The organism is Vibrio gigantis (assembly GCF_024347515.1).
GTDB classification, from domain to species: Bacteria; Pseudomonadota; Gammaproteobacteria; order Enterobacterales; family Vibrionaceae; genus Vibrio; species Vibrio gigantis.
Map to the genome: position 1 here is coordinate 2,158,284 of NZ_AP025492.1, position 20,771 is coordinate 2,179,054.

At 43.7% G+C, this 20,771-nt stretch carries 18 protein-coding genes; 11 read left to right on the forward strand and 7 right to left on the reverse strand.

Features of this window, described 5'->3' with window-relative positions; translation table 11 throughout:
* Positions 1-274: 274 nt before the first annotated feature.
* Positions 275-673 (forward strand): hypothetical protein, encoded by a 399-nt coding sequence (locus tag OCV56_RS09455; protein WP_086713569.1) that lies wholly within the window; start codon positions 275-277, stop codon positions 671-673.
* A 196-nt stretch (positions 674-869) separates the two neighbouring features.
* On the opposite strand, the gene OCV56_RS09460 is transcribed toward OCV56_RS09455, so the two are convergent.
* Positions 870-2,540 carry a serine protease family protein gene (locus OCV56_RS09460; RefSeq protein WP_086713570.1) on the reverse strand — a complete coding sequence of 557 codons (1,671 nt, stop codon included), beginning with the start codon at positions 2,538-2,540 and terminating at the stop codon, positions 870-872.
* Positions 2,537-3,322 (reverse strand): hypothetical protein, encoded by a 786-nt coding sequence (locus OCV56_RS09465; protein WP_086713571.1) that lies wholly within the window; start codon positions 3,320-3,322, stop codon positions 2,537-2,539. Before OCV56_RS09465 ends, OCV56_RS09460 begins: the two co-directional genes overlap by 4 nt.
* A 462-nt stretch (positions 3,323-3,784) precedes the next feature.
* Between OCV56_RS09465 and trxB the strand changes: the two genes are divergently transcribed.
* The 3 genes from trxB (at position 3,785) to cydC (ending at position 8,404) form a co-directional block, all read left to right on the forward strand.
* Positions 3,785-4,744, forward strand: coding sequence for a thioredoxin-disulfide reductase (gene trxB / locus OCV56_RS09470; RefSeq protein WP_050052961.1), 960 nt, complete (start codon positions 3,785-3,787; stop codon positions 4,742-4,744).
* Positions 4,745-4,905: 161 nt separating this feature from the next.
* The gene (gene cydD / locus OCV56_RS09475; RefSeq protein WP_086713572.1) at positions 4,906-6,690 is read left to right on the forward strand and encodes a heme ABC transporter permease/ATP-binding protein CydD; all 1,785 of its coding nucleotides are present in this window, start codon (positions 4,906-4,908) and stop codon (positions 6,688-6,690) included.
* Complete coding sequence (gene cydC, locus OCV56_RS09480) at positions 6,683-8,404, forward strand: heme ABC transporter ATP-binding protein/permease CydC (protein WP_086713573.1); 1,722 nt, start codon at positions 6,683-6,685, stop codon at positions 8,402-8,404. Before cydD ends, cydC begins: the two co-directional genes overlap by 8 nt.
* A 74-nt stretch (positions 8,405-8,478) precedes the next feature.
* Here the strand turns inward: cydC and nrdF are convergent, their stop codons facing one another.
* The 4 genes from nrdF to nrdH are packed head-to-tail and all read right to left on the reverse strand — an operon-like array spanning position 8,479 to position 12,211.
* Positions 8,479-9,450, reverse strand: a complete 972-nt coding sequence (gene nrdF / locus OCV56_RS09485; protein ID WP_086713574.1) for a class 1b ribonucleoside-diphosphate reductase subunit beta — start codon at positions 9,448-9,450, stop codon at positions 8,479-8,481.
* A 16-nt stretch (positions 9,451-9,466) separates the two neighbouring features.
* Entirely contained in the window at positions 9,467-11,599 is a 2,133-nt protein-coding gene (gene nrdE, locus OCV56_RS09490; RefSeq protein ID WP_086713575.1) for a class 1b ribonucleoside-diphosphate reductase subunit alpha, read from the reverse strand.
* A complete protein-coding gene (gene nrdI / locus OCV56_RS09495; RefSeq protein WP_086713576.1) occupies positions 11,592-11,990 on the reverse strand; it encodes a class Ib ribonucleoside-diphosphate reductase assembly flavoprotein NrdI in 399 nt (132 codons plus the stop codon). The genes nrdE and nrdI overlap by 8 nt, the downstream gene beginning before the upstream one ends.
* A complete protein-coding gene (gene nrdH / locus OCV56_RS09500; RefSeq protein ID WP_086713577.1) occupies positions 11,987-12,211 on the reverse strand; it encodes a glutaredoxin-like protein NrdH in 225 nt (74 codons plus the stop codon). The genes nrdI and nrdH overlap by 4 nt, the downstream gene beginning before the upstream one ends.
* A 186-nt stretch (positions 12,212-12,397) precedes the next feature.
* Here nrdH and OCV56_RS09505 point away from each other — a divergent pair, with 186 nt between their 5' ends.
* The 7 genes from OCV56_RS09505 (at position 12,398) to azu (ending at position 18,648) form a co-directional block, all read left to right on the forward strand.
* On the forward strand, positions 12,398-12,766 hold the full coding sequence (locus OCV56_RS09505) for an iron-sulfur cluster assembly accessory protein (RefSeq protein WP_086713578.1): 369 nt from the start codon (positions 12,398-12,400) through the stop codon (positions 12,764-12,766).
* 2 nt (positions 12,767-12,768) lie between these two features.
* Positions 12,769-14,247 carry a Fe-S cluster assembly protein SufB gene (gene sufB / locus OCV56_RS09510; RefSeq protein WP_086713579.1) on the forward strand — a complete coding sequence of 493 codons (1,479 nt, stop codon included), beginning with the start codon at positions 12,769-12,771 and terminating at the stop codon, positions 14,245-14,247.
* A gap of 2 nt (positions 14,248-14,249) precedes the next feature.
* Positions 14,250-14,996 carry a Fe-S cluster assembly ATPase SufC gene (gene sufC, locus OCV56_RS09515; protein ID WP_086713580.1) on the forward strand — a complete coding sequence of 249 codons (747 nt, stop codon included), beginning with the start codon at positions 14,250-14,252 and terminating at the stop codon, positions 14,994-14,996.
* On the forward strand, positions 14,971-16,242 hold the full coding sequence (gene sufD, locus OCV56_RS09520) for a Fe-S cluster assembly protein SufD (protein WP_086713581.1): 1,272 nt from the start codon (positions 14,971-14,973) through the stop codon (positions 16,240-16,242). Before sufC ends, sufD begins: the two co-directional genes overlap by 26 nt.
* Positions 16,235-17,467 carry a cysteine desulfurase gene (locus OCV56_RS09525; protein ID WP_086713582.1) on the forward strand — a complete coding sequence of 411 codons (1,233 nt, stop codon included), beginning with the start codon at positions 16,235-16,237 and terminating at the stop codon, positions 17,465-17,467. Before sufD ends, OCV56_RS09525 begins: the two co-directional genes overlap by 8 nt.
* A 3-nt stretch (positions 17,468-17,470) precedes the next feature.
* Complete coding sequence (gene sufE, locus OCV56_RS09530; RefSeq protein ID WP_086713583.1) at positions 17,471-17,890, forward strand: cysteine desulfuration protein SufE; 420 nt, start codon at positions 17,471-17,473, stop codon at positions 17,888-17,890.
* Positions 17,891-18,195: 305 nt separating this feature from the next.
* Positions 18,196-18,648 carry an azurin gene (gene azu, locus OCV56_RS09535; protein WP_086713584.1) on the forward strand — a complete coding sequence of 151 codons (453 nt, stop codon included), beginning with the start codon at positions 18,196-18,198 and terminating at the stop codon, positions 18,646-18,648.
* A gap of 93 nt (positions 18,649-18,741) precedes the next feature.
* On the opposite strand, the gene OCV56_RS09540 is transcribed toward azu, so the two are convergent.
* Positions 18,742-20,625, reverse strand: coding sequence for a methyl-accepting chemotaxis protein (locus tag OCV56_RS09540; RefSeq protein ID WP_086713585.1), 1,884 nt, complete (start codon positions 20,623-20,625; stop codon positions 18,742-18,744).
* Positions 20,626-20,771: the final 146 nt, after the last annotated feature.

Here is a 20,771-nt window from a genome sequence, read left to right on the forward strand (position 1 = left end):
ACGTTTATGCCCCATTCCGTGCTGGCAACTAGGAAGGAATCCTTCGCAGTTGCCTAAATCACCTTTGTTCCTTCCCTTTCTAGTGCTTTTTTTTCCCTTTAATGTCTTCGAAGGTTTTTTTAAATTTTTTTATCAATCACAACTCTCCATAAGTATCTGATTTTATTTGCACATTCCCCTTAAGATGGAAGTACCGCAACAAACGGTTAATGATTCAATGTGATAACTTATCTGATAGTTAAACAAAAGACGTCAGTAAGGATTAACTTGGGCTATGAATAAATATGATTTAAGTAAGCAGTTTGGTTCTATCGAAAAGATTACCAACAGTGGTTTAAGTAAGCATTTCAGTTCTATCGAAAAAAATACTCGTAGCGGTTTAAGTAACCAGTTTAATTTTATGGACAGAACTTGCAGATCTCCTTTGCCCTCCTTTCATGAGGACAATCCGATTAATATTGAATACACCGACACTAAGCAAAGTGGGGAACAAGTGAACAATACCTATAATATAAATTCAGAAGCAATACAGGTTGGTGATCACAACATACTGGTCACAACGAGTGGTGCTCCCAAGATTAAAAGTGTGCTAGAAAGTAATATTGTTGCGGGTATTTTGGCGGCAGTGGTTTCTACATTACTTGCATTTATATTGCAGAAATATTTAATGTGACATTTCTAATTTGGCTTTGCCATACATGATTTAATTAATAGATTGCGAAACTAGATAAGTCGCTGACAAGCTCTTGCCCCAAAGTGAGTTTCAACTCACCGATTGATCACGTAAACAACCCGTCCTTTGACCTATATTATCTAATGCATAGCGAATGCCAGGTATATATCTATCAAGTCGGCTGCTATTCACAGCCTTATCTGTTGAAAGGTGCTAACCTCTCTTTTGCATTAATTTCAAACTGAGCGACAGCTCCCGCAATATCGGCTTCATTGATTGATGGTAAATCCCCACCTTGAAACGACTGAGATAACTGCTCTCTTAGGTTCATTAGCGCATCGTCAGGAATATTAGGTTCTGATAATGAAGTCATAGCTGCATGATACTTAAAATCTCTTTCGCTTTGGTCTATTACATATATTCTCTCATTGTTTGTTGGAGAACGGTATTTCTCAAATCCAGATGCAGCTAAAGCAAACTGAGATCCTGCATAGTGGGAGTCTCCAGTCTGAGAAAATTGGGAGGCTGATAATAGGACCTGCTGTGTAGAGTCTATTTGAAGGTTAGTTAGTCTGTGCTGGATGTTTGGATAGCTCTTTATTCTTTCACTAACAACTAAGCTAGCCAAAGCTATATTACTTCCTATAGTATCGCTACTAGGGTTATTAATTCTTTGGGCTATTTCTAAAGCTGTATAATCTAAGTTTGCCCAATACCTCTTACTTATATCTGGGCTCAATTCAGCAAGTTGATTGGCCGCACTGTAGTAGGCAATAGAGGTTTCAATGTTTTTGTTTCTTCTTGCTTCGTCAATTTGAAGTTTAACTATTGAATCAAGCTTGTTGGAAGGTAAGCTTGAATGGATTTTTCTACTGTACTGTCTTGCTATATCAGTATTAAGAAAGCAGCTTGAATAACTAGTAAATTGAAACCAAAAGTCTGAGGCTAGTCTAGTGGTTGGAATTTTCCCAATTATCTCATTATGTTCATCTACTATTTTTATTATTGCTAAGTAATATGATAATGGGTTGTGCTTTAAGCTGTGCCTTATATCTGGCTCTGGTAATGGACCAGGGTTATTTATAAAGATATTTACTAACTCATTCGCATCTTTCATCTCTAACTCTGACACCATGTCTTGTACCAAGTGTGTAGAAGTTGCTCGGATAAACTTGAACTCCTGTTCTCTAAGTTCACTATATGAAGTAACAACTCTCCCATCATCAACGATATAACCTGATAAGACACCAACACCATGAAGGTTCTCATTAATCAATAGACTTCCACTTTGTCCATTGTATGGTTTAATCTGATCGATGACGATAAATTTATTTGAGTCTTTCCTAGTTATTGAACCGGGTGAGGACATGAGTGCTTCAAGAGGATTATCTAGGGAATATGAGTACATCTTAACCTCACTAGGGTATGTACGAAAATCAAAGTTTAATTTAATAGGTCTAAATAAGTTCTCATTCCAGTCTTTTGCTTTAATTATAGTAATGTCGCTGTCTTTATGGTGTTTGATATTATCAATACTGAATGCACTTTGCTTTTGGGTTTCTCTATCTGTGTGTGTTACTCTAAATTTGTTTAGGTTTAAGTTAGCAGTGTTTGTATATTCAAATAAATGCTTTGCAGTTAGTAGGTGCCCGCTCTTTGATATAACGGTTGCAGTGCCTAAAGGAATATAAGAATTTTCCTTTTCTGACCACCTTTCTAGTAAGAAAACCGACTGAGATAGTTGTTGAAGTATTACACCTTCGTTATTCAAATTGTACGTTGCACTTTGAAGGCATGGTCCTGCAAAGCTGTTGCTCATAGTAACAACAAATGATGCTATTGTAGCTGCAATATGAAACGGTTTCATAAGTTACTCTTAATTGAAGTTAGGAGTTCTCTATTTAATGGCTCAAGTCCAATTGTTGCAGCAGCAGGGCCAACTAAACCGTTAGGTTTAAAAGATGTAATTGAAAATGCTTTGTAACCAATACTTCTATTTTCATCTATTTTTAATGAATACTTATTATCAGATTCAAATGAAACCTTTGGTTCAAGTTCAACTATTTTTTTTATATCAAACTCAGCATCAGCCCCTGTTTTTAAATTTTTGTCGACTGTGTAATTCATGCCATCAACGTTTATCACATCTACAACAAGGAATGTTCTAGATAACTGCTCAGTGTCAGAGTATCTTTTCAATACACCATAACAGGAAGGCGTAATAGGCAATGGTTTCCCATCTAATGCAAATAAATCTTGGTCGGTGACGTAACTACTTTTCACACCATTGAACTCTATCTTAACACTGCGTACGTTGCGGAAGCCAGCATCCAGTTTTGGAGGTGTGCTAACTAGATCTTTAACTAGTGATGCTGCGATCGTAGCGTCAACAGTGTCAGTCATAGAGCTTGTTGGAAAGGTTAGATCTCTATTTGTCACTGAAAGGTCATCATATAGGTAGTGACATAGCTCTCTGACAGTTAAATTACCGCTGGAGTTTTTTTCGAAAGTGAAAACACTACCTACTTTGGCATTAGCTCTTGGAGGATCAAACGCGGTGTAACCTCGATTTTCAATTTCTTTGAAAAACGGATCTGCACAACCATACAGAGCAGTTAAAGATACTATAAAGATAAGTTTAGTTTTCATAATGTAGTCCCTAGCCAATGGGTCATGTTAAGGCTAGTTCACAATCTAAAGTATGCAACAATGTGATGTAAAAAGGTTGAATTAACACCGATTTATAACCCAGATATAAGTTAACTCAGGTGCTTTTGCGATATCTGAGCTTATCCACGACTTGCTAAGATTAGCAAAATTGCTAGCAAGCTTTTATCCAATTGTGAGTTTAATAACCTTCAACAAATCTCGCGCACACTTCTTCGGATCGATTTCAAACCAACGGACGGTAAAAATGGCTAGCCGAATGCAAGCCCACTTGATGTTATGGCTTTCACTGATCCTCCCGCCACGAAAACGTTTGTCTCGATTAAGTTCTAAACTATAACGATTAATTACACTTCAGCCCTTGTTTACACTTTTATTGCTTCCATATTTTCCATACAATCCTAAGCGATTATAAATTAAAACAAATTCAATTTCGGAGTCCTCATGAGCGACGTAAAGCACTGTAATTTATTGATTCTTGGTTCTGGCCCTGCTGGCTATACAGCTGCAGTTTACGCTGCTCGTGCAAACCTAAACCCAGTACTTGTTACGGGTATGCAGCAAGGTGGTCAGCTTACAACCACAACAGAAGTGGAAAACTGGCCGGGTGATGCTGAAGGTTTAACGGGTCCAGCTCTAATGGATCGCATGAAAGAGCACGCAGAGCGCTTTGAAACAGAGATCCTGTTCGACCACATTAACGAAGTCGACCTATCAAACCGCCCTTTCCGTCTTAAAGGCGATTCTGGCGAGTACACGTGTGATGCATTGATCATCTCAACGGGTGCATCAGCAAAGTACCTAGGTTTAGAGTCTGAAGAAGCATTTAAAGGCCGTGGCGTTTCTGCTTGTGCTACGTGTGATGGTTTCTTCTACCGCAACCAGAAAGTAGCGGTTGTGGGTGGTGGTAACACGGCTGTTGAAGAAGCACTTTACCTATCTAACATCGCGTCTGAAGTTCACCTAGTTCACCGTCGTGACACGTTCCGCGCTGAAAAGATTCTTGTGAAGCGTTTAATGGACAAAGTAGAGAACGGCAACATTGTTCTTCACACTGATCGCACGCTAGACGAAGTTCTAGGCGACGACATGGGCGTGACTGGCGTTCGTATTAAAGATACTCAGTCTGATAAGACAGAAGATATCGAAGTAATGGGCGCGTTCATTGCTATCGGTCACCAGCCAAACACTGAAATCTTCAAAGGCCAAGTTGATATGAAAGATGACTACATCATCGTTCAATCAGGTCTTGAAGGTAACGCGACACAGACAAGCATCCCTGGCGTATTCGCTGCGGGTGACGTAATGGACCACAACTACCGCCAAGCGATCACTTCTGCTGGTACAGGTTGTATGGCTGCACTGGATGCTGAACGCTTCCTAGATGGCCTTAACGATAAGTAAATCTGAGATTGCAGATTTGATTATCGGTGCTCTCGCCTCAGTAGATGCAGGGCGTCATCACATTTTGTTGTAAATCCCTAGAGCCCAGTGGTATATCCACCGGGCTTTCTTTTGTATACTAGCCGCCCTCAACAAATAATAATTATCATTAAGCCTTCATAATGGATAAGAAAAAACAACGCAGCTTGAACAAGTGGCTTAAGCAACAGAGTAAGTTAGCGAAACGCTGGCTTATGATTGCGATTAGCCTTGGCGTACTTTCAAGCGTGTTTTTAATTGCTCAAGCAGCTCTTCTCGCCTCTATTCTTCACCAACTGATCATCGAGAATGTCGATAAATCTGAACTGGTTGGTCATTTCGCAGGCTTGGCATTATCGGTCGTTGGCCGTGCTGGCTGTACATGGGGACGTGAAATCGCAGGTTATCGCTGTGGTGAACAGATCCGAGTCTACATTAGGCAACTCATCCTTGATAAATTGCGCGAATTGGGCCCTGCTTATATCAAAGGTAAACCTGCGGGTACGTGGGCAACGCTGTTGTTAGAACAAGTAGAGGACATGCAAGATTTCTTCTCTCGTTACTTACCTCAGATGTCTCTGTCAGTGATGATTCCGTTTATCATTCTTGTGGTCGTGTTCCCAGTCAACTGGGCGGCAGGTTTGATCTTCTTGATTACCGCACCACTGGTACCGATGTTCATGGCATTGGTTGGTATGAAAGCAGCCGATGCAAACCGCAAAAACTTCAAAGCACTGCAACGTCTTTCAGGTCACTTTTACGATCGTTTGCAGTCAATGACAACCATTCGTCTTTTCGACCGCACTAGCTCTGAAACAGAAGTGTTAAAAGGTGCATCTGAGGTGTTCAGAACGCGCACCATGGATGTATTGAAGATCGCTTTCTTGTCTTCTGCTGTGCTTGAGTTCTTCACGTCTATCTCGATTGCGATGACGGCAGTCTACTTTGGTTTCACTTACATCGGTGAGCTTAACTTCGGCCACTACGGTGTTGGCATTACGCTATTCGCAGGTCTGTTTATCCTTATCTTGGCGCCAGAGTTTTACCAGCCTCTGCGTGACCTAGGTACTTTCTACCACGCTAAGCAACAAGCGGTAGGTGCAGCCGAGAGTATTGTTGAGTTCCTAGAAACCGACATCACTAAGGTTAAATCAGGTGACACTCAACTAGACCCAGCTCAAGGCGTCAATATTGAAGCTCAAGATCTGAAAGTGTTGAGTCCTGAAGGTGTTCAACTGGTTGGCCCTATCTCATTCGCACTGAATACTCGCCAATCAACGGCACTAGTTGGCCCAAGTGGCGCGGGTAAGACAAGTTTGATCAATGCCATTCTTGGTTTCATGCCTTATGAAGGAAGCTTGAAAATCAATGGTATTGAACTGCGTGATTTAGACTTGGCATCTTGGCGTAAGACGATCAGCTGGGTTGGCCAAAACCCACTGTTGCTTCACGGCAGCATTCGTGACAACGTCACTCTAGGTAAGCAAGATATCACAGACCAAACGGTTAAAAACGCACTAGACCAATCTTTCGCTAGTGAGTTCGTTAATGAGCACGGCTTGGACTACATGATTTCTGATCGTTCTGGCGGCCTGTCTGTTGGTCAATCTCAACGTTTGGCGTTGGCTCGTGCAATGATTCAAGACGGCCAATTCTGGTTGCTTGATGAACCTACTGCCAGCCTAGATACTCGTAGTGAGCAGCTAGTAATGAAAGGCATCAACAGCAACATCGAAAGTCGCACTGCCCTGCTTGTGACGCACCAACTGGCTCCTCTTCAATCAGTCGATAACATTCTGGTTATGCGCGATGGTGGTCTTGTGGAACAAGGTCATTACTCTCAGCTTTCAACTGCAGGTGGTTTATTCGAAGAGATGCTAAACGCGAACTTAGCTCAACAAGACAATAAGGGTAATTTAGATGCGTGATTTACTGCCTTACCTGAAACTCTATAAAAAGCATTGGTTTGGCCTATCGCTAGGCATGCTATTGGCTTTTGCTACTCTGTCGGCTTCTATTGGCTTGTTAACGCTATCGGGTTGGTTCATTTCCGCTTCTGCGGTTGCAGGCCTAACGATTGCGCGTGAAACCTTCAACTACATGCTACCGGGTGGTGGTGTACGTGGTTTAGCAATGAGCCGTACCGCGGGTCGTTGGGGTGAACGTGTTGTAAGCCACAATGCGACATTCAAACTACTGACCGATCTGCGTATCTTCTTCTTCAAGAAGCTGGCTCCGCTGATCCCAGGTCGTATCTCAAACCTACGTGACGCTGACCTACTTAACCGCTTGGTTGCTGATGTCGACGCCATGGACCACGTTTACTTGCGCTTAGTAAGCCCTGTGACGGTTGGTGTGTTTGGTATCTTCTTCCTGACTCTGTTCTTGATGTGGTTTGATACCTCGCTAGGCCTTATCTTAGGTTCTATCCTGCTTATCATGCTGTTGATTTGGCCTGTCTTGTTTTACAAGCTGGGTAAACGTAACGGTGGTGAGCTTACGCAAAACAAAGCGGATCTGCGTGTTACTACTCTGGATTGGATTGAAGGCTACAGCGAACTGACTCTGTTTGGTGCCGAAGAGCGTTACCGTAATGCGATTCTAGAAACCCAAAAGAAGCTGATGGCGAACCAGTTTGTGAACGCTAACCTAACCGGCATGGCTTCAGCAGCGCTAATGCTGTTCAACGGTTTGACACTGGTTCTTATGCTTTGGCTAGCGGCTGACGGCGTGGGTGGTAATGCTCCAGATCCGTTCATCGCGCTAATGGCGTTCGCAACCATGGCTAGTTTTGAACTATTGATGCCTATCGCAGGCGCGTTCCAGCATCTAGGTCAGACTCTGTCTTCTGCACGTCGCTTGAATGAAGTGATTCTGTCAGAACCTGAAGTTCAGTTCGCGGAAGAGAAACTCGACATCAACAAGCCGCTTGATATTACGTTCTCGAACGTGACCTTCAACTACCCTGACTCTGAGCGCAGTGTTCTGAACGCTGTCGACCTAACAATTCCGGCAACGAACAAAGTAGCGATTGTGGGTCAAACGGGTTCTGGTAAATCGACACTGATTCAGCTTCTAACTCGCTACTGGGATCCTAAGAAAGGTTATATCTCTATCGCGGGCATTGAACTAACACAATGGAACGAGTCACAACTGCGTGAATCGATCAGTGTGGTAAGCCAGCGTGTAGATATCTTAAATGGCACGTTACGCGACAACTTGTTGATTGCAAAACCAGATGCCAATGATGATCACCTAGCTAACATCCTTAAGGACGTTGGCCTAGAAAAGTTGCTTGAGAACAACGCGCTTGATAGCTGGTTAGGTGACGGTGGTCGTCAACTGTCTGGTGGTGAGAAGCGCCGTATTGGTATTGCTCGTGCAATCCTTCATGACGCCCCTATTCTGCTTCTAGATGAGCCAACAGAAGGCTTAGATAAACAAACAGAACACAGCATCATGGCGCTGTTTGAGAAGCACTTTGAAGGCAAGACGGTTATCTTCATTACACACCGTTTGATCGGTCTGGAATCGATGGATTCTATCGTTCTGATTGAACAAGGCGAGATTGTAGAACACGGCTCTCACGAGACGTTGTTGAACGAAGAAGGACGTTACTTCCAACTTCGCCAGGCTATTTAGTACCTTCATAGGTTATAAAGAAAGCCCTTCACCCCCTATATAAAAATCCGAGTATTGCTACTCGGATTTTTTATTTAGAAGTTCCAATCATCGTCTTCAGTAGCAACCGCTTTACCTATGACATAGGAGGAGCCTGAACCCGAGAAGAAGTCATGATTTTCATCGGCATTTGGCGAGAGCGCTGCCATTATTGCTGGATTTACCTGACACAATTCATCAGGGAAGAGAGCTTCGAACCCTAAATTCATCAGGGCTTTATTGGCGTTGTAATGTAAAAAGTGCTTCACATCTTCTGTTAGGCCAACTTGATCATAAAGTGACTCTGTATATTGGGTTTCAATTTCATACAAAGAAAACATCAACGAATACGCTTCATCTTTTACTCTCGCCTGTTCATTTTCATCAAGCTCCTGAAAGGCGAGTTGGAATTTGTATCCGATGTAATAACCGTGGATAGCCTCGTCTCGAATAATCAGACGAATTAAGTCTGCAGTATTCGTCAATTTTGCTCGGCTCGACCAATGCATAGGCAAATAAAAACCAGAGTAAAACAAGAAGCTTTCGAGAAACACGCTAGCAACCTTTTTCTTAAGCGGGTCGCCTTCAGTTAAGTAATCTTCTAAAATCAACTTAGCCTTTAGCTGAAGTAGAGGGTTCTCTTCAGCCCAACGAAATGCCTCATCAATTTGTGGCGTGGTACACAACGTTGAAAATACCGAAGAGTAACTACGGGCGTGTACGGCTTCCATAAAAGCGATATTGGTTAATACCGCTTCTTCGTGTGGCGTTCGAGCATCTTCCATCAAGGCAGGAGCCCCTACCGTATTTTGAATCGTATCGAGTAACGTCAGCCCAGTAAACACGCGAATGGTCAGTGCTTGTTCGTCTTCGGTTAACTGTTTCCACGTCTGAATATCATTCGACAATGGTACCTTTTCAGGCAGCCAAAAGTTCACCGTCAAACGATTCCAAATCTCTAGATCTTTGTCATCGTTCATACGATTCCAGTTAATCGCTCGTACTGGACCTGATTCCATCTGTTTCATTGCATTTATCCCTTTCTTACAGTGAGCAAGACACACAGCCTTCGACTTGAGTGCCTTCGAGCGCTTTCTGTCGCATACGGATGTAGTAAAGCGTCTTAATTTTCTTTTTCCATGCATAGATCTGAGCTCTATTGATGTCTCGGGTCGTGACCTCATCATCAAAGAACAGTGTTAACGACAAGCCCTGATCGACGTGCTCTGTCGCTGCTGCATAAACGTCAATAATCGCTTTAGGACCAATAGCGTAGGCATCACGGAAGTACTCTAAGTTGTCATTATTTAGATAAGGTGCAGGGAAATAAACTCGACCAATCTTACCCTCTTTGCGGATCTCAACTTTGGCGGTCACAGGGTGAATAGACGCCGTAGAATCGTTGATGTAGCTAATAGAACCAGTAGGCGGGAGCGCCTGTAGATTTCGGTTGTACAAGCCAGAGCTCATCACCGTTTGTTTCAGCTCTTCCCACTCAGACACTGTGGGTACACGTATATCTAGGCGCTCAAATAGCGCTTTGATGACTTCCGATTTTGGAGAGAAATCTTGCTTTAGATATTTATTGAAGAACGATCCGTCGCTATAAGTGGAGTTTTCAAATCCCTTAAACACACTCTTTTTCTCTTGAGCCAGTTTGTTAGACGCAACGAGGCAGTGGTATAAGATGCAGGCAAAATAACTGCCTGTGAAATCAATCGCTTCAGGAGAATCGTAGTGAATTCGCTCGCGCGCTAAGAAGCCGTGTAGGTTCATTTGACCCAAACCAATCGCATGGCTCTCATCATTACCTTTTCTGATCGATGGCACACTATTAATAGCACTCATCTCTGACACAGCGTTCAAGGCTCTAATAGCGGTATCTACCGTTTGCGATAACTGTCCGCCGTCCAAAGCTTTGGCAATGTTGATCGAACCGAGGTTGCATGAGATATCACGCCCAATATGGCTGTAGTTCAAGTCGTCATCGAAGCTTGACGCCTCGTTCACTTGCAGGATCTCAGAACACAAATTGGACATGTTGATACGCCCCTCAATCGGGTTGGCTTGATTCACCGTATCTTCAAACATGATGTATGGGTAGCCAGATTCAAATTGAATCTCTGCGAGTGTTTGGAAAAGACCTCGCGCGTTGATCTTCCCTTTACGAATTCTTGGGTCGTCCACCATTTCATGATACTTCTCAGTAACGCTGATCTCAGAAAAAGGGACGCCGTAGACACGCTCTACATCATGGGGAGAAAACAGGTACATATCCTTATTTTGTTTGGCTAACTCCAACGTAATATCAGGAATCACCACCCCAAGACTCAATGTCTTAATTCGAATTTTCTCATCGGCATTTTCTCTCTTAGTATCAAGAAATTGCATAATATCAGGGTGATGAGCATTAAGATAAACAGCGCCAGCTCCTTGCCTTGCGCCTAATTGGTTAGCATATGAAAAGCTGTCTTCGAGTAGCTTCATCACCGGCACTACACCTGAACTTTGGTTCAAAATCCCTTTAATTGGCGCGCCCTGTTCTCTCAGGTTGCTAAGAAGAAGCGCAACACCACCACCGCGACGAGACAACTGCAACGAAGAGTTTATTGCGCGACCAATACTTTCCATGTTGTCTTCAATTCTCAACAAAAAGCATGAGATCAATTCACCGCGACTCTTTTTTCCTGAGTTGATAAAGGTAGGAGTTGCGGGTTGGAAGCGTTGGTGGATGATCTCTTCCATCAGTGCGAGAGCAAAATCACTGTCACCTCGCGCCAATAAGAGTGCCGTCATAACAACTCGATCTTCGAACCTTTCAAGGTATCTCTTTCCATCTCGTGTCTTCAGAGCATAGGAAGTGAAGAATTTATAAGCGCCTAAGAAAGTACGGAAACGAAACTTGATTTGATAAGCTTGTTGCCAAATTTGATGGAGAAAGCTGCGGTCATACTGTTCGATAACTTCAGATTCGTAATAGCCTTCTCTGAGGAGATAGTCGATCTTCTCATCCAAGTTATGGAAAAAGACCGTATTTTGATTCACGTGTTGTAAGAAAAACTGGCGAGCAGCTTGCTTATCTGCTTCAAATTGAATCGACCCTTGGTCATCGAGCAGGTTCAACATCGCGTTTAGAGCATGGTAGTCAAGAGACTCATTCTCGAAGTGGTTATCCATGATGTTTCCAAAATTGTTTTAACCCGTTACGAACGATTTCAACATCGGTCTGGGTTCCTGATAGTTCGAAACGATATAAGAGTGGGACATTGCACTTTTCGGCGACAATCGCGCCACCACGAGCAAAGAGCGCCCCAAAGTTTCGATTTCCCGATGCAATCACACCTTTAATCAATGAGCGATTTTTCGGGTTATTCAATATGCGTATGATAGATTTAGGTACAGCTCCCCGTCCCTCGCCATCAGCATAAGTTGGGCATATGAGTACGAATGATTGTTCAATCTCGGGCAACTCTTCATCGTCCTCAATAGGAAGCCTAATTGCTGACATTCCTAACTGCTCTACAAATCGCTTTGTATTTCCTGAGGCACTCGAGTAGTAAACGATCATTGTCCCAAAGAACTAATCATGTCAGGCCTAAAGCCCGACCAGTGCCGATCATTGGCAACAACCACTGGTGCCTGTCGATAACCCATTGATTGAATCCTCTCCATTGCTGCTTCATCGAGTGTCAAATCAACAACAGTATGCTCGATGCCTTTGCTCTGTAATGCCTTCACTGTCGCTGTGCATTGAACACATTGTGGTTTCGAGTAGACGACGATATCCATATAGTACAACCTCACTTAAATCTTAATGATAACCATTATCAAATACAACTTAGCACATATAGTATTTATAGATCCAATTTTGTCAATATATTGATCTGCACACCAAAAACCATAGACAATACATGGTTGATATACAAATGATAATCAATATCATTTAGTGGAGATAATCAACTATGGAGCAGTAAGGTGAGTATTCCGAGTTCTGGTTCTAACGAAATATCAATACATGACATGCAGTGGCAAGGCGTCACTCTGAGTGCCACCGCGGCGCAGAGAATTGTGCAGTTATCCGGTGGTAAACAACATTTTCACCTGACCGTTAAACCCTCTGGTTGTACAGGTTTTGCGTATGTTGTGACGCTGATAGACGCCCCATCCAATAACGATATCAAGTATGAGTCACATGACATCGTATTCTTTGTCGCGTTGAAGGCTCTACCTATGGTCGATGGCACTGAGATTGATTTTGTACGTCAAGGGCTGAATAGCAATTTTGTATACAACAACCCCAAAGTAAAAAATCTTTGTGGATGTGGTGAGAGTTTTGGAGTTTAAGCATGTGTGCAGTTGAAACGCAGCCTGAAGTTGAAGATATGCTGCAAAGCACTCACTATCGTGAAGGTTTTTACACAGAGCTATCTTCAGATACTTTATCAAAAGGGATTAATGAACAGGTTGTTCGAGCAATATCTGCAAAACGTAACGAGCCGGAATGGATGTTGGAATTTCGCCTGAAAGCGTTCAAACAGTGGCTAGAAATGGAAGAGCCGCATTGGCTCAAAGCCGACTACCCTGAGCTTAATTACCAAGATTACAGTTACTATTCTGCGCCGAGCTGCTTGAGTTGTGACAATGCTCCTAACGGTGAAAGTGCCCGTGACGATGGTTCAAATGAGTTCTTAACCGAAGAAGTAGAAACAGCATTTGAAGCGCTCGGCGTCCCTGTTAGGGAAGGTTCTGAAGTTGCTGTAGATGCCATTTTTGATTCGGTTTCTGTCACCACTACTTATCGAAAAGAACTTCAAAAGCTAGGGATTATCTTCTGTTCATTTAGTGAAGCTATTCAAGAATACCCAGACCTTGTTCAACAATATTTGGGCACGGTCGTCCCACCAAAAGACAACTTCTTTGCTGCATTGAATGCCGCTGTCGCCTCTGATGGCACTTTTGTCTACATTCCTAAAGGCGTGAGATGCCCTAGAGAACTCTCAACCTACTTTAGAATCAATCAAGCGAAAACAGGCCAATTTGAACGCACCATTCTCGTCGCCGATCAAGATTCTTACGTAAGCTACATCGAAGGCTGCTCTGCTCCTATGCGAGACAGCTATCAACTCCACGCCGCGGTCGTAGAGGTGATCATTCATAAGAACGCTGAGGTTAAATACTCTACTGTACAAAACTGGTTCTCTGGCGAAGAAGACTCCAAAGGCGGGATTCTTAACTTTGTAACCAAGAGAGCTGTTTGTGAAGGTGACCACAGCAAAATGTCTTGGACCCAATCCGAGACAGGCTCTGCAATTACTTGGAAATACCCAAGCGTCATTTTAAAAGGTGACTATTCTGTCGGCGAGTTCTTCTCTGTCGCTTTAACCAACCGAGTTCAACAGGCAGATACTGGAACCAAGATGGTTCATATCGGAAAACACACCCGTTCTACGATCATCTCAAAAGGGATCTCTGCTGGCAAAAGCCAAAACAGCTACCGAGGGCTGGTTAAAGTGGCTTCCAACGCTGAAGGGGCTAGAAACTTCACTCAGTGTGACTCCATGTTAATTGGAGATGAATGCGGCGCACATACCTTCCCATATATCGAAGTCAGAAATCCATCCGCTCATGTTGAGCACGAAGCCACAACATCTCGAATTGGCGAAGACCAACTCTTTTACTGTGTCCAGCGAGGCATCAGTGAAGACAACGCTATTTCAATGATTGTGAATGGCTTTTGTAAAGACGTATTTTCAGAATTACCACTTGAATTCGCTGTTGAAGCCCAGAAGCTTTTATCAATCAGCCTCGAGCATAGTGTGGGATAAACATGTTAGAAATTAAAGATTTGCACGTTAGCGTTGAAGAAAACGCTATCCTAAAGGGCATTAACCTAACCGTTAAACCAGGTGAGGTTCACGCTATTATGGGGCCAAATGGTTCAGGAAAAAGCACACTATCGGCGACACTGGCAGGCAAAGACGATTACCAAGTCGACAGCGGTGAAATTATTTTTAAAGGTCAGGATCTAACTGAACTTGCTCCAGAAGAGAGAGCTGGCGAAGGCGTATTTTTGGCTTTCCAATACCCAGTTGAAATTCCTGGGGTGAGCAACAAACTGTTTCTCAATACCGCACTCAACGAGATTCGCGGATACCGAGGCCTAGAACCTATTGACCGCTTTGACTTTGAAGACCTGCTCGAAGAAAAAGCACAATTGTTGAAAATACCTCCACACCTATTGCAACGCTCCGTTAATGAGGGCTTTTCAGGTGGCGAGAAAAAGCGCAATGATATCTTGCAAATGGCTGTACTTTCCCCCGATCTTTGCATACTTGACGAGACCGATTCAGGCCTTGATATTGATGCGCTGAAGGCAGTGTCAGAAGGTGTGAACGCGCTACAGAATGAGCAGCGAGCCTTTATTCTGGTTACACACTATCAACGTATCCTCAACTACATCAAGCCCGATTTCGTCCATGTGTTATACAAGGGGAAAATCGTAAAATCTGGCGACCATACGCTAGCTCACGAGTTAGAGGAGAAAGGCTATGGATGGATCATTGATGAAGAATAAGCTCTCATTGCTTGATTCATTTCAAACCCTTGTTCAACCGAATGAGTGGCAGAATAAGCAATGGTCTAAATTGCTTGGTGTCGGCCTCCCTTCTTCTAAACATGAAGACTGGAAATACACACCACTCAACCGTTTAGAACAGCTTGAGCTAATAAGGGCACCAGAACAACCTGCAGCGAATACGCCATACAATGAATTCAGCTTGGACATTGACGCTTATCGACTCGTTTTCGTAGACGGATACTTCTCTGCAAGATACTCAGACTGGATCCCAAAAGTACGAGTGACACCGATCAGTGCGCTGTCACCAATCGAAACCGACGAATTATCGCGTTCGATAAAGCCGGATGCTTTTACTTACATTACTGATGCCACCGCTTCGTGTGGTGTGTTAATAGAAGTGGAAGCCAACACGCAGGTTTCAAAGCCGATATACCTGCTGCATGTTAATTCAGGCAAGCAAGGGGATGTATCGAGCTACAGAAACCACATTGAAGTTGCTGAACATTCGGAAATCAATGTCATCGAACACCATGTTTCTCGAGGTGACGGCGGCGGGGTTACGCTCTCTCGCTTAACTCAGCATATTGGTTGCGGTGCACATTATCACCACACAAAGATAATCGAAGAGTCCTCAGTACAACACCATTTGGGCCACAATGATATAACGATTAACGCACATGCAAATGCCCATTCCTGCTGCATGCTCTATTCGGGTCAGCTTGTCCGCCATCAGGTCAGTAGTGTACTCGCCGGAGAACAAGGCTTTGTGTCTATGGACAGCGTATCATTACCTCAATCTGAAGAGGTCTTCGATACACGCACATACCTCAAACACAGTGCTCCCCACTGTTTAAGTGAACAAAATCATAAAATTATCGCTCGTGACCAAGCTAAATCGGTATTTGATGGAATGATTTACGTTGACCCTGTGGCACAAAAAACAGACGGGCAAATGGATACTCACAGTCTTATTCTCGGCGATTACGCCCAAGTGAATTCCAAACCACAACTAGAGATCTATGCCGACGATGTAAAGTGCAGTCATGGTGCTACCACCGGACAGATTGACCCAGATCAGATCAATTACTTACGCGCAAGGGGCATCCCAAAACAGCGTGCCGAACATATGATTACATCAGCCTTTGCTATTGAAGTGGCCGAAAGAATCAAACATCCGGCACTAAAACAATATGCGATAGATAAAATCAACGCATCACTTAATAAAGGGAGCGACCATGATTGATTCTATTGTAACGGCAAGTCCTTGGTTTAGTGACTTCCCTGCCTTAAAAACCCAAGTTTACGACAAGCCCCTAGTCTATTTAGATAGCGCGGCTACTGCTCAAACACCTCAGGTCGTCATTGATCGCATGACACAGTTCTATCAACATGATTACGCCAGCGTTCATCGCGGCGTCCATTTCCTAAGTTCTAAAGCGACCGAAGAGATGGAACTGGTCAGAGAAAAAGTAAGCCGCTTTATATCAGCAAAATCACGCGAGAATATTGTTTTTACCAAAGGCACCACCGAAGCCATCAACCTTGTTGCTAACAGTTATTTAAGACCAAGGTTAAAACCGGGCGACGAGATCATCGTGACTGAAATGGAGCACCACGCCAACCTTGTTCCTTGGCAACTGCTCTCTGAAATTTACGAAATCACCATTCGTGTTTGGCCTATGGCGGAGAATGGTTATTTGAACCTAAACAACCTTGTCTCTTTGATGAACAGCAAAACCAAGCTGCTTGCGATCAGCCATGTTTCCAATGTCTTGGGAAGAGTCAATCCGATTAAAACTATTGTCAAAGCCGCGCACAAAGCCAAAGTACCGGTGTTGGTCGATGGCGCTCAAGCTGTCATGCATCAAGAAGTCAACGTGACCGATCTAGGTTGCGATTTCTACGCATTCTCTGGTCATAAACTGTATGGCCCTACAGGAATCGGCGTGCTTTATGCGAAAAAGGAGCATCTGGATAGTATGATTCCTTGGGAAGGTGGTGGTGCGATGATCGATCAAGTAACATTGCCTCTGGGTACATCATTTGGTCAAGCGCCTTGGAAGTTCGAAGCGGGTACGCCAAACATTGCCGGGATATTAGGTTTAGGGGCTGCAATAGACTATCTAGAAGCGATTAGCTTTAAAGAGATCTCAGCCTACGAAAAAAGCATTATGCACTATCTGATTGATAGCATTAAGCAGCTCCCTGAAATAGAGCTTTATGGCGATGATGAAAATCGAACTGGTCTGTTGGCGTTTAATATGAAAAATCAGCACTCATTCGATGTCGGCTCATTCTTAGATAGGTATGGAATTGCGATTCGTACTGGTCACCATTGTGCAATGCCCCTGATTAAACGCCTTGGCCAGAACTCGATCTGTAGGGCGTCGATAGGCATGTACACCGGGCCAAAGGATGTAGACGCGCTCTGCCAAGCGTTAAAAAGCATTAGCCAATTATTAAGGTGACATATGGCCCCTGACAAGCTTAAACGAAATTTCGACCGATGCGCCAACTGGGAAGAGCGTTATATGTATCTCATTGAGTTGGGAGAGAGATTACCTGCTTTCCCAACAACGAAGTTAGATGATGAGTACCTTATTGCTGGCTGTCAGAGTAATGTGTGGCTGGATCTTGCGATTGATCAAGAAGGTCAAATGTCGATTCAAGCAACCAGTGACTCTTCTTTGGTCAAAGGTTTGCTTGCGCTCGTCCTCATTGCATACAACGAACAGAACGTCAGTGATGTTTTGAGCTTCGACATCAAAACTTGGTTTACTCAACTGGATTTGCAATCTCAACTAAGCCCAAGTCGCAGCCAAGGTTTAGAAGCTATCGTCAAACACATCCTCAACCAAGCACAAACGGTACAGTCTCAATACGAGTCATAACATTCGTGTTTAACACGGCTGCTTGTTTGGCTAACTAACCCTAAACAAGCAGCCATCATTACATTAAGTTGCTACCCTACCTAGTCCATCGATAGTGCAAGCAACAATGATTACGTCATCAAATCTAAAGGGAATATTTCAGAGAAGTTTGTCTTCTCTCACGGTATTATTTTCTAACAAATATAGAGCAATGAGTTGCTTATAGTTCAGGCTGTAGCACGTTTCTATGTTCATCTTTCGAAGATAATAGTATCGATCGTTCTTAAAGAATCACCTACCCAAAAAACAGTAATGGAGAACAGCGTATGTCTTTACGATTAATCGCAACCACTATAGTCCTTTTCGGTGCGAGCTTTACCGCTCAAGCAGCTTCTGAGTGTGAAATTTCAATCGATGCCACTGACCAAATGCAATTTTCAACTGACACCTTGAGTGTGCCCGCTAGTTGTAAAGAAGTGACTCTCACACTGAACCACACAGGGTCTATGCCTGCACAATCAATGGGACACAACGTTGTTATCACAGACACAGCATCACTCCAAGCCGTTGGTATCGATGGTATGTCCGCAGGTATCGACAATAACTACGTTAAGCCAGATGATGAGCGTGTATACGCATTTACAAGAGTCATCGGCGGGGGTGAATCGACCTCAGTCACGTTCAGTACCGAAAAAATGAAAGCCGGTGGTGACTACTCATTCATTTGTTCTTTTCCTGGCCACTGGGCAATCATGAAAGGTAAATTTGAATTTAAATAGACGAACGAAACGAAGTTCAGACATTTAGTCAAATAGCATGATACAAAAAAGCCCCAACCAAACTTGGTCGGGGCTTTGTTCTATTCATTCAGATTACAGCTTAAAGCGGCTGATTTCACTTTCTAGCTCGTGAGACAATTCAGACAGCTGAGCTGCTTGCTCTGCCGCTTGGTGTGCTTCGTCTGCTAGCTCGTTAGACACGTCACGGATTCCTTCAGTGTTACGAGTAATCTCAGACGTTACTGAAGCTTGCTCTTCTGCAGCAGAAGCAATCTGTGTTGCCATGTCGCTAATGCGTTCAACGGCAGCATGAATTTGCGTTAGGCTCGCTGCTGCTGAGTTAGCGTCATCAACACTGGTTTCAGCAAGTGTACGGCTATCGTTCATGATGTTAACCGCTTTGCCTGTTGTACCTTGAAGTAGCTCAATCGTTTGTTGAATTTCTTGCGTTGAACCGTGTGTACGCTGGCTCAGAACTCGAACTTCATCCGCAACAACTGCGAAACCACGACCTTGTTCACCCGCACGTGCTGCTTCAATAGCCGCGTTAAGTGCAAGCAGGTTCGTTTGCTCGGCGATACCTTGAATGTTAGACAAGATAGCGTTGATGCTGTTGCCGTGCTCTTCTAGCTCTAGAATCACGTTCGTTGCGATTTGAACTTCTTGAGCAAGGTTTTGGATTGAGCTTTGAGTCTGTGTCACTTGGCCAGTACCGTGCTCACACGCGCCAACGGCTTCAGATGAATTCTGTGCAGTGTGGTCTGCGTTACCTGCGATTTCTTGTGTTGCAGCAGCCATTTCGTTAACAGCTGTCGCTACCATGTTGATTTCGTCTTGTTGCATCTGGATACGAGCGCTACGTTCTTCAGCTTGAGAAGCCGTTTGACGCGCTTGGTTGCCTAACGCAGCAGATACTTCACTTAGCTTGATCACCATAGTGTGCATGTTGCCCACAAAGCGGTTGAAGTTTTCAGCAAGCTTACCAATTTCGTCATCGCTCTTAGGCTCAAGACGTTGAGTCAGGTCGCCCTCACCTGAAGCAATTTCTTCAAGTGCCGCTGAAACGCGGTTTAGGTCACGGAATAGGAAGCTCACTAACCAAGAAACCAATACGATTACGATTAGTGTAATCACAACAGCCGTCATGATTAGCTGAGTAAGCAGTGTTGAGTGGTTTGCTTCTTCAGTCGCTCGGTCCATTTGAACTGCGAAGATCCAGTTCGTGTTAGGCACCTTCGTGAAGTAAAGCAGCTTCTCAGCACCGCGCTCTTTAATGATCTCGATACTACCCGTACGCACCGCGTTCTCGATGATAGGCATAGAGATATCATTTGAAAGCTGGCTTACAGGTTTTAGGCTCAATGCTGAATCTGGGTGAGCTAGGAATGTGCCGTCAGAGGCATCGATTAGCATTGCGTAAGCGTTGTCACCCACATCTAGGCTGATTACATCGTTAACCAATTGGTCGATAAGAACGTCTGCCCCAACAACACCAACAAGCTGGCCGTTGTGGCGAACAGGTTCTGCAATCGTTACAAGAAGTGCTTTAGTGATTGCATCTTGATAAGCCGTCGTGATGATTTGCTTACCTGCTGCGTTTGCTTCTTGGTACCAAGGACGTTGACGAGGATCGTAATCTGCACGATTACGTTCAGGATGTGAACGGTACATTCCGCCTTCTGGAGTACCTAAAAAGATATCGTCAAAGCCACCCGCTACACGAGCTTGCTTAAGGAAAGGAACAACATCATCCTCTCGTGAAAAGTCATTAAATGCTGACGCGATATCGGTACGAATATCAATCCAGTTCTTAATACCTTCAGATGCTGCTTCTGATACGCTTTCAGCTCGTAGATATACGCCATTACGAGTCTGTTCAAATAATTGGTTTGCTGATAACCAAGTCAACGCTGTAGCCATAACGACAACAGCAGATAGGCTAGCACCTATCAACTTCTGCTTTAGTGTTAGTTTCATGTCAAGTTTCACGAGTGGTGGGAAATCCCGCGCATACTACCCAATATCAGTATTAAATTCGAGCGATTTCACAATTTAATATCGGAATATAATTTTAAGCAAACCATAAGCTTAACTAATGTCAATTCCTTGGCTTTTCGCCAAAT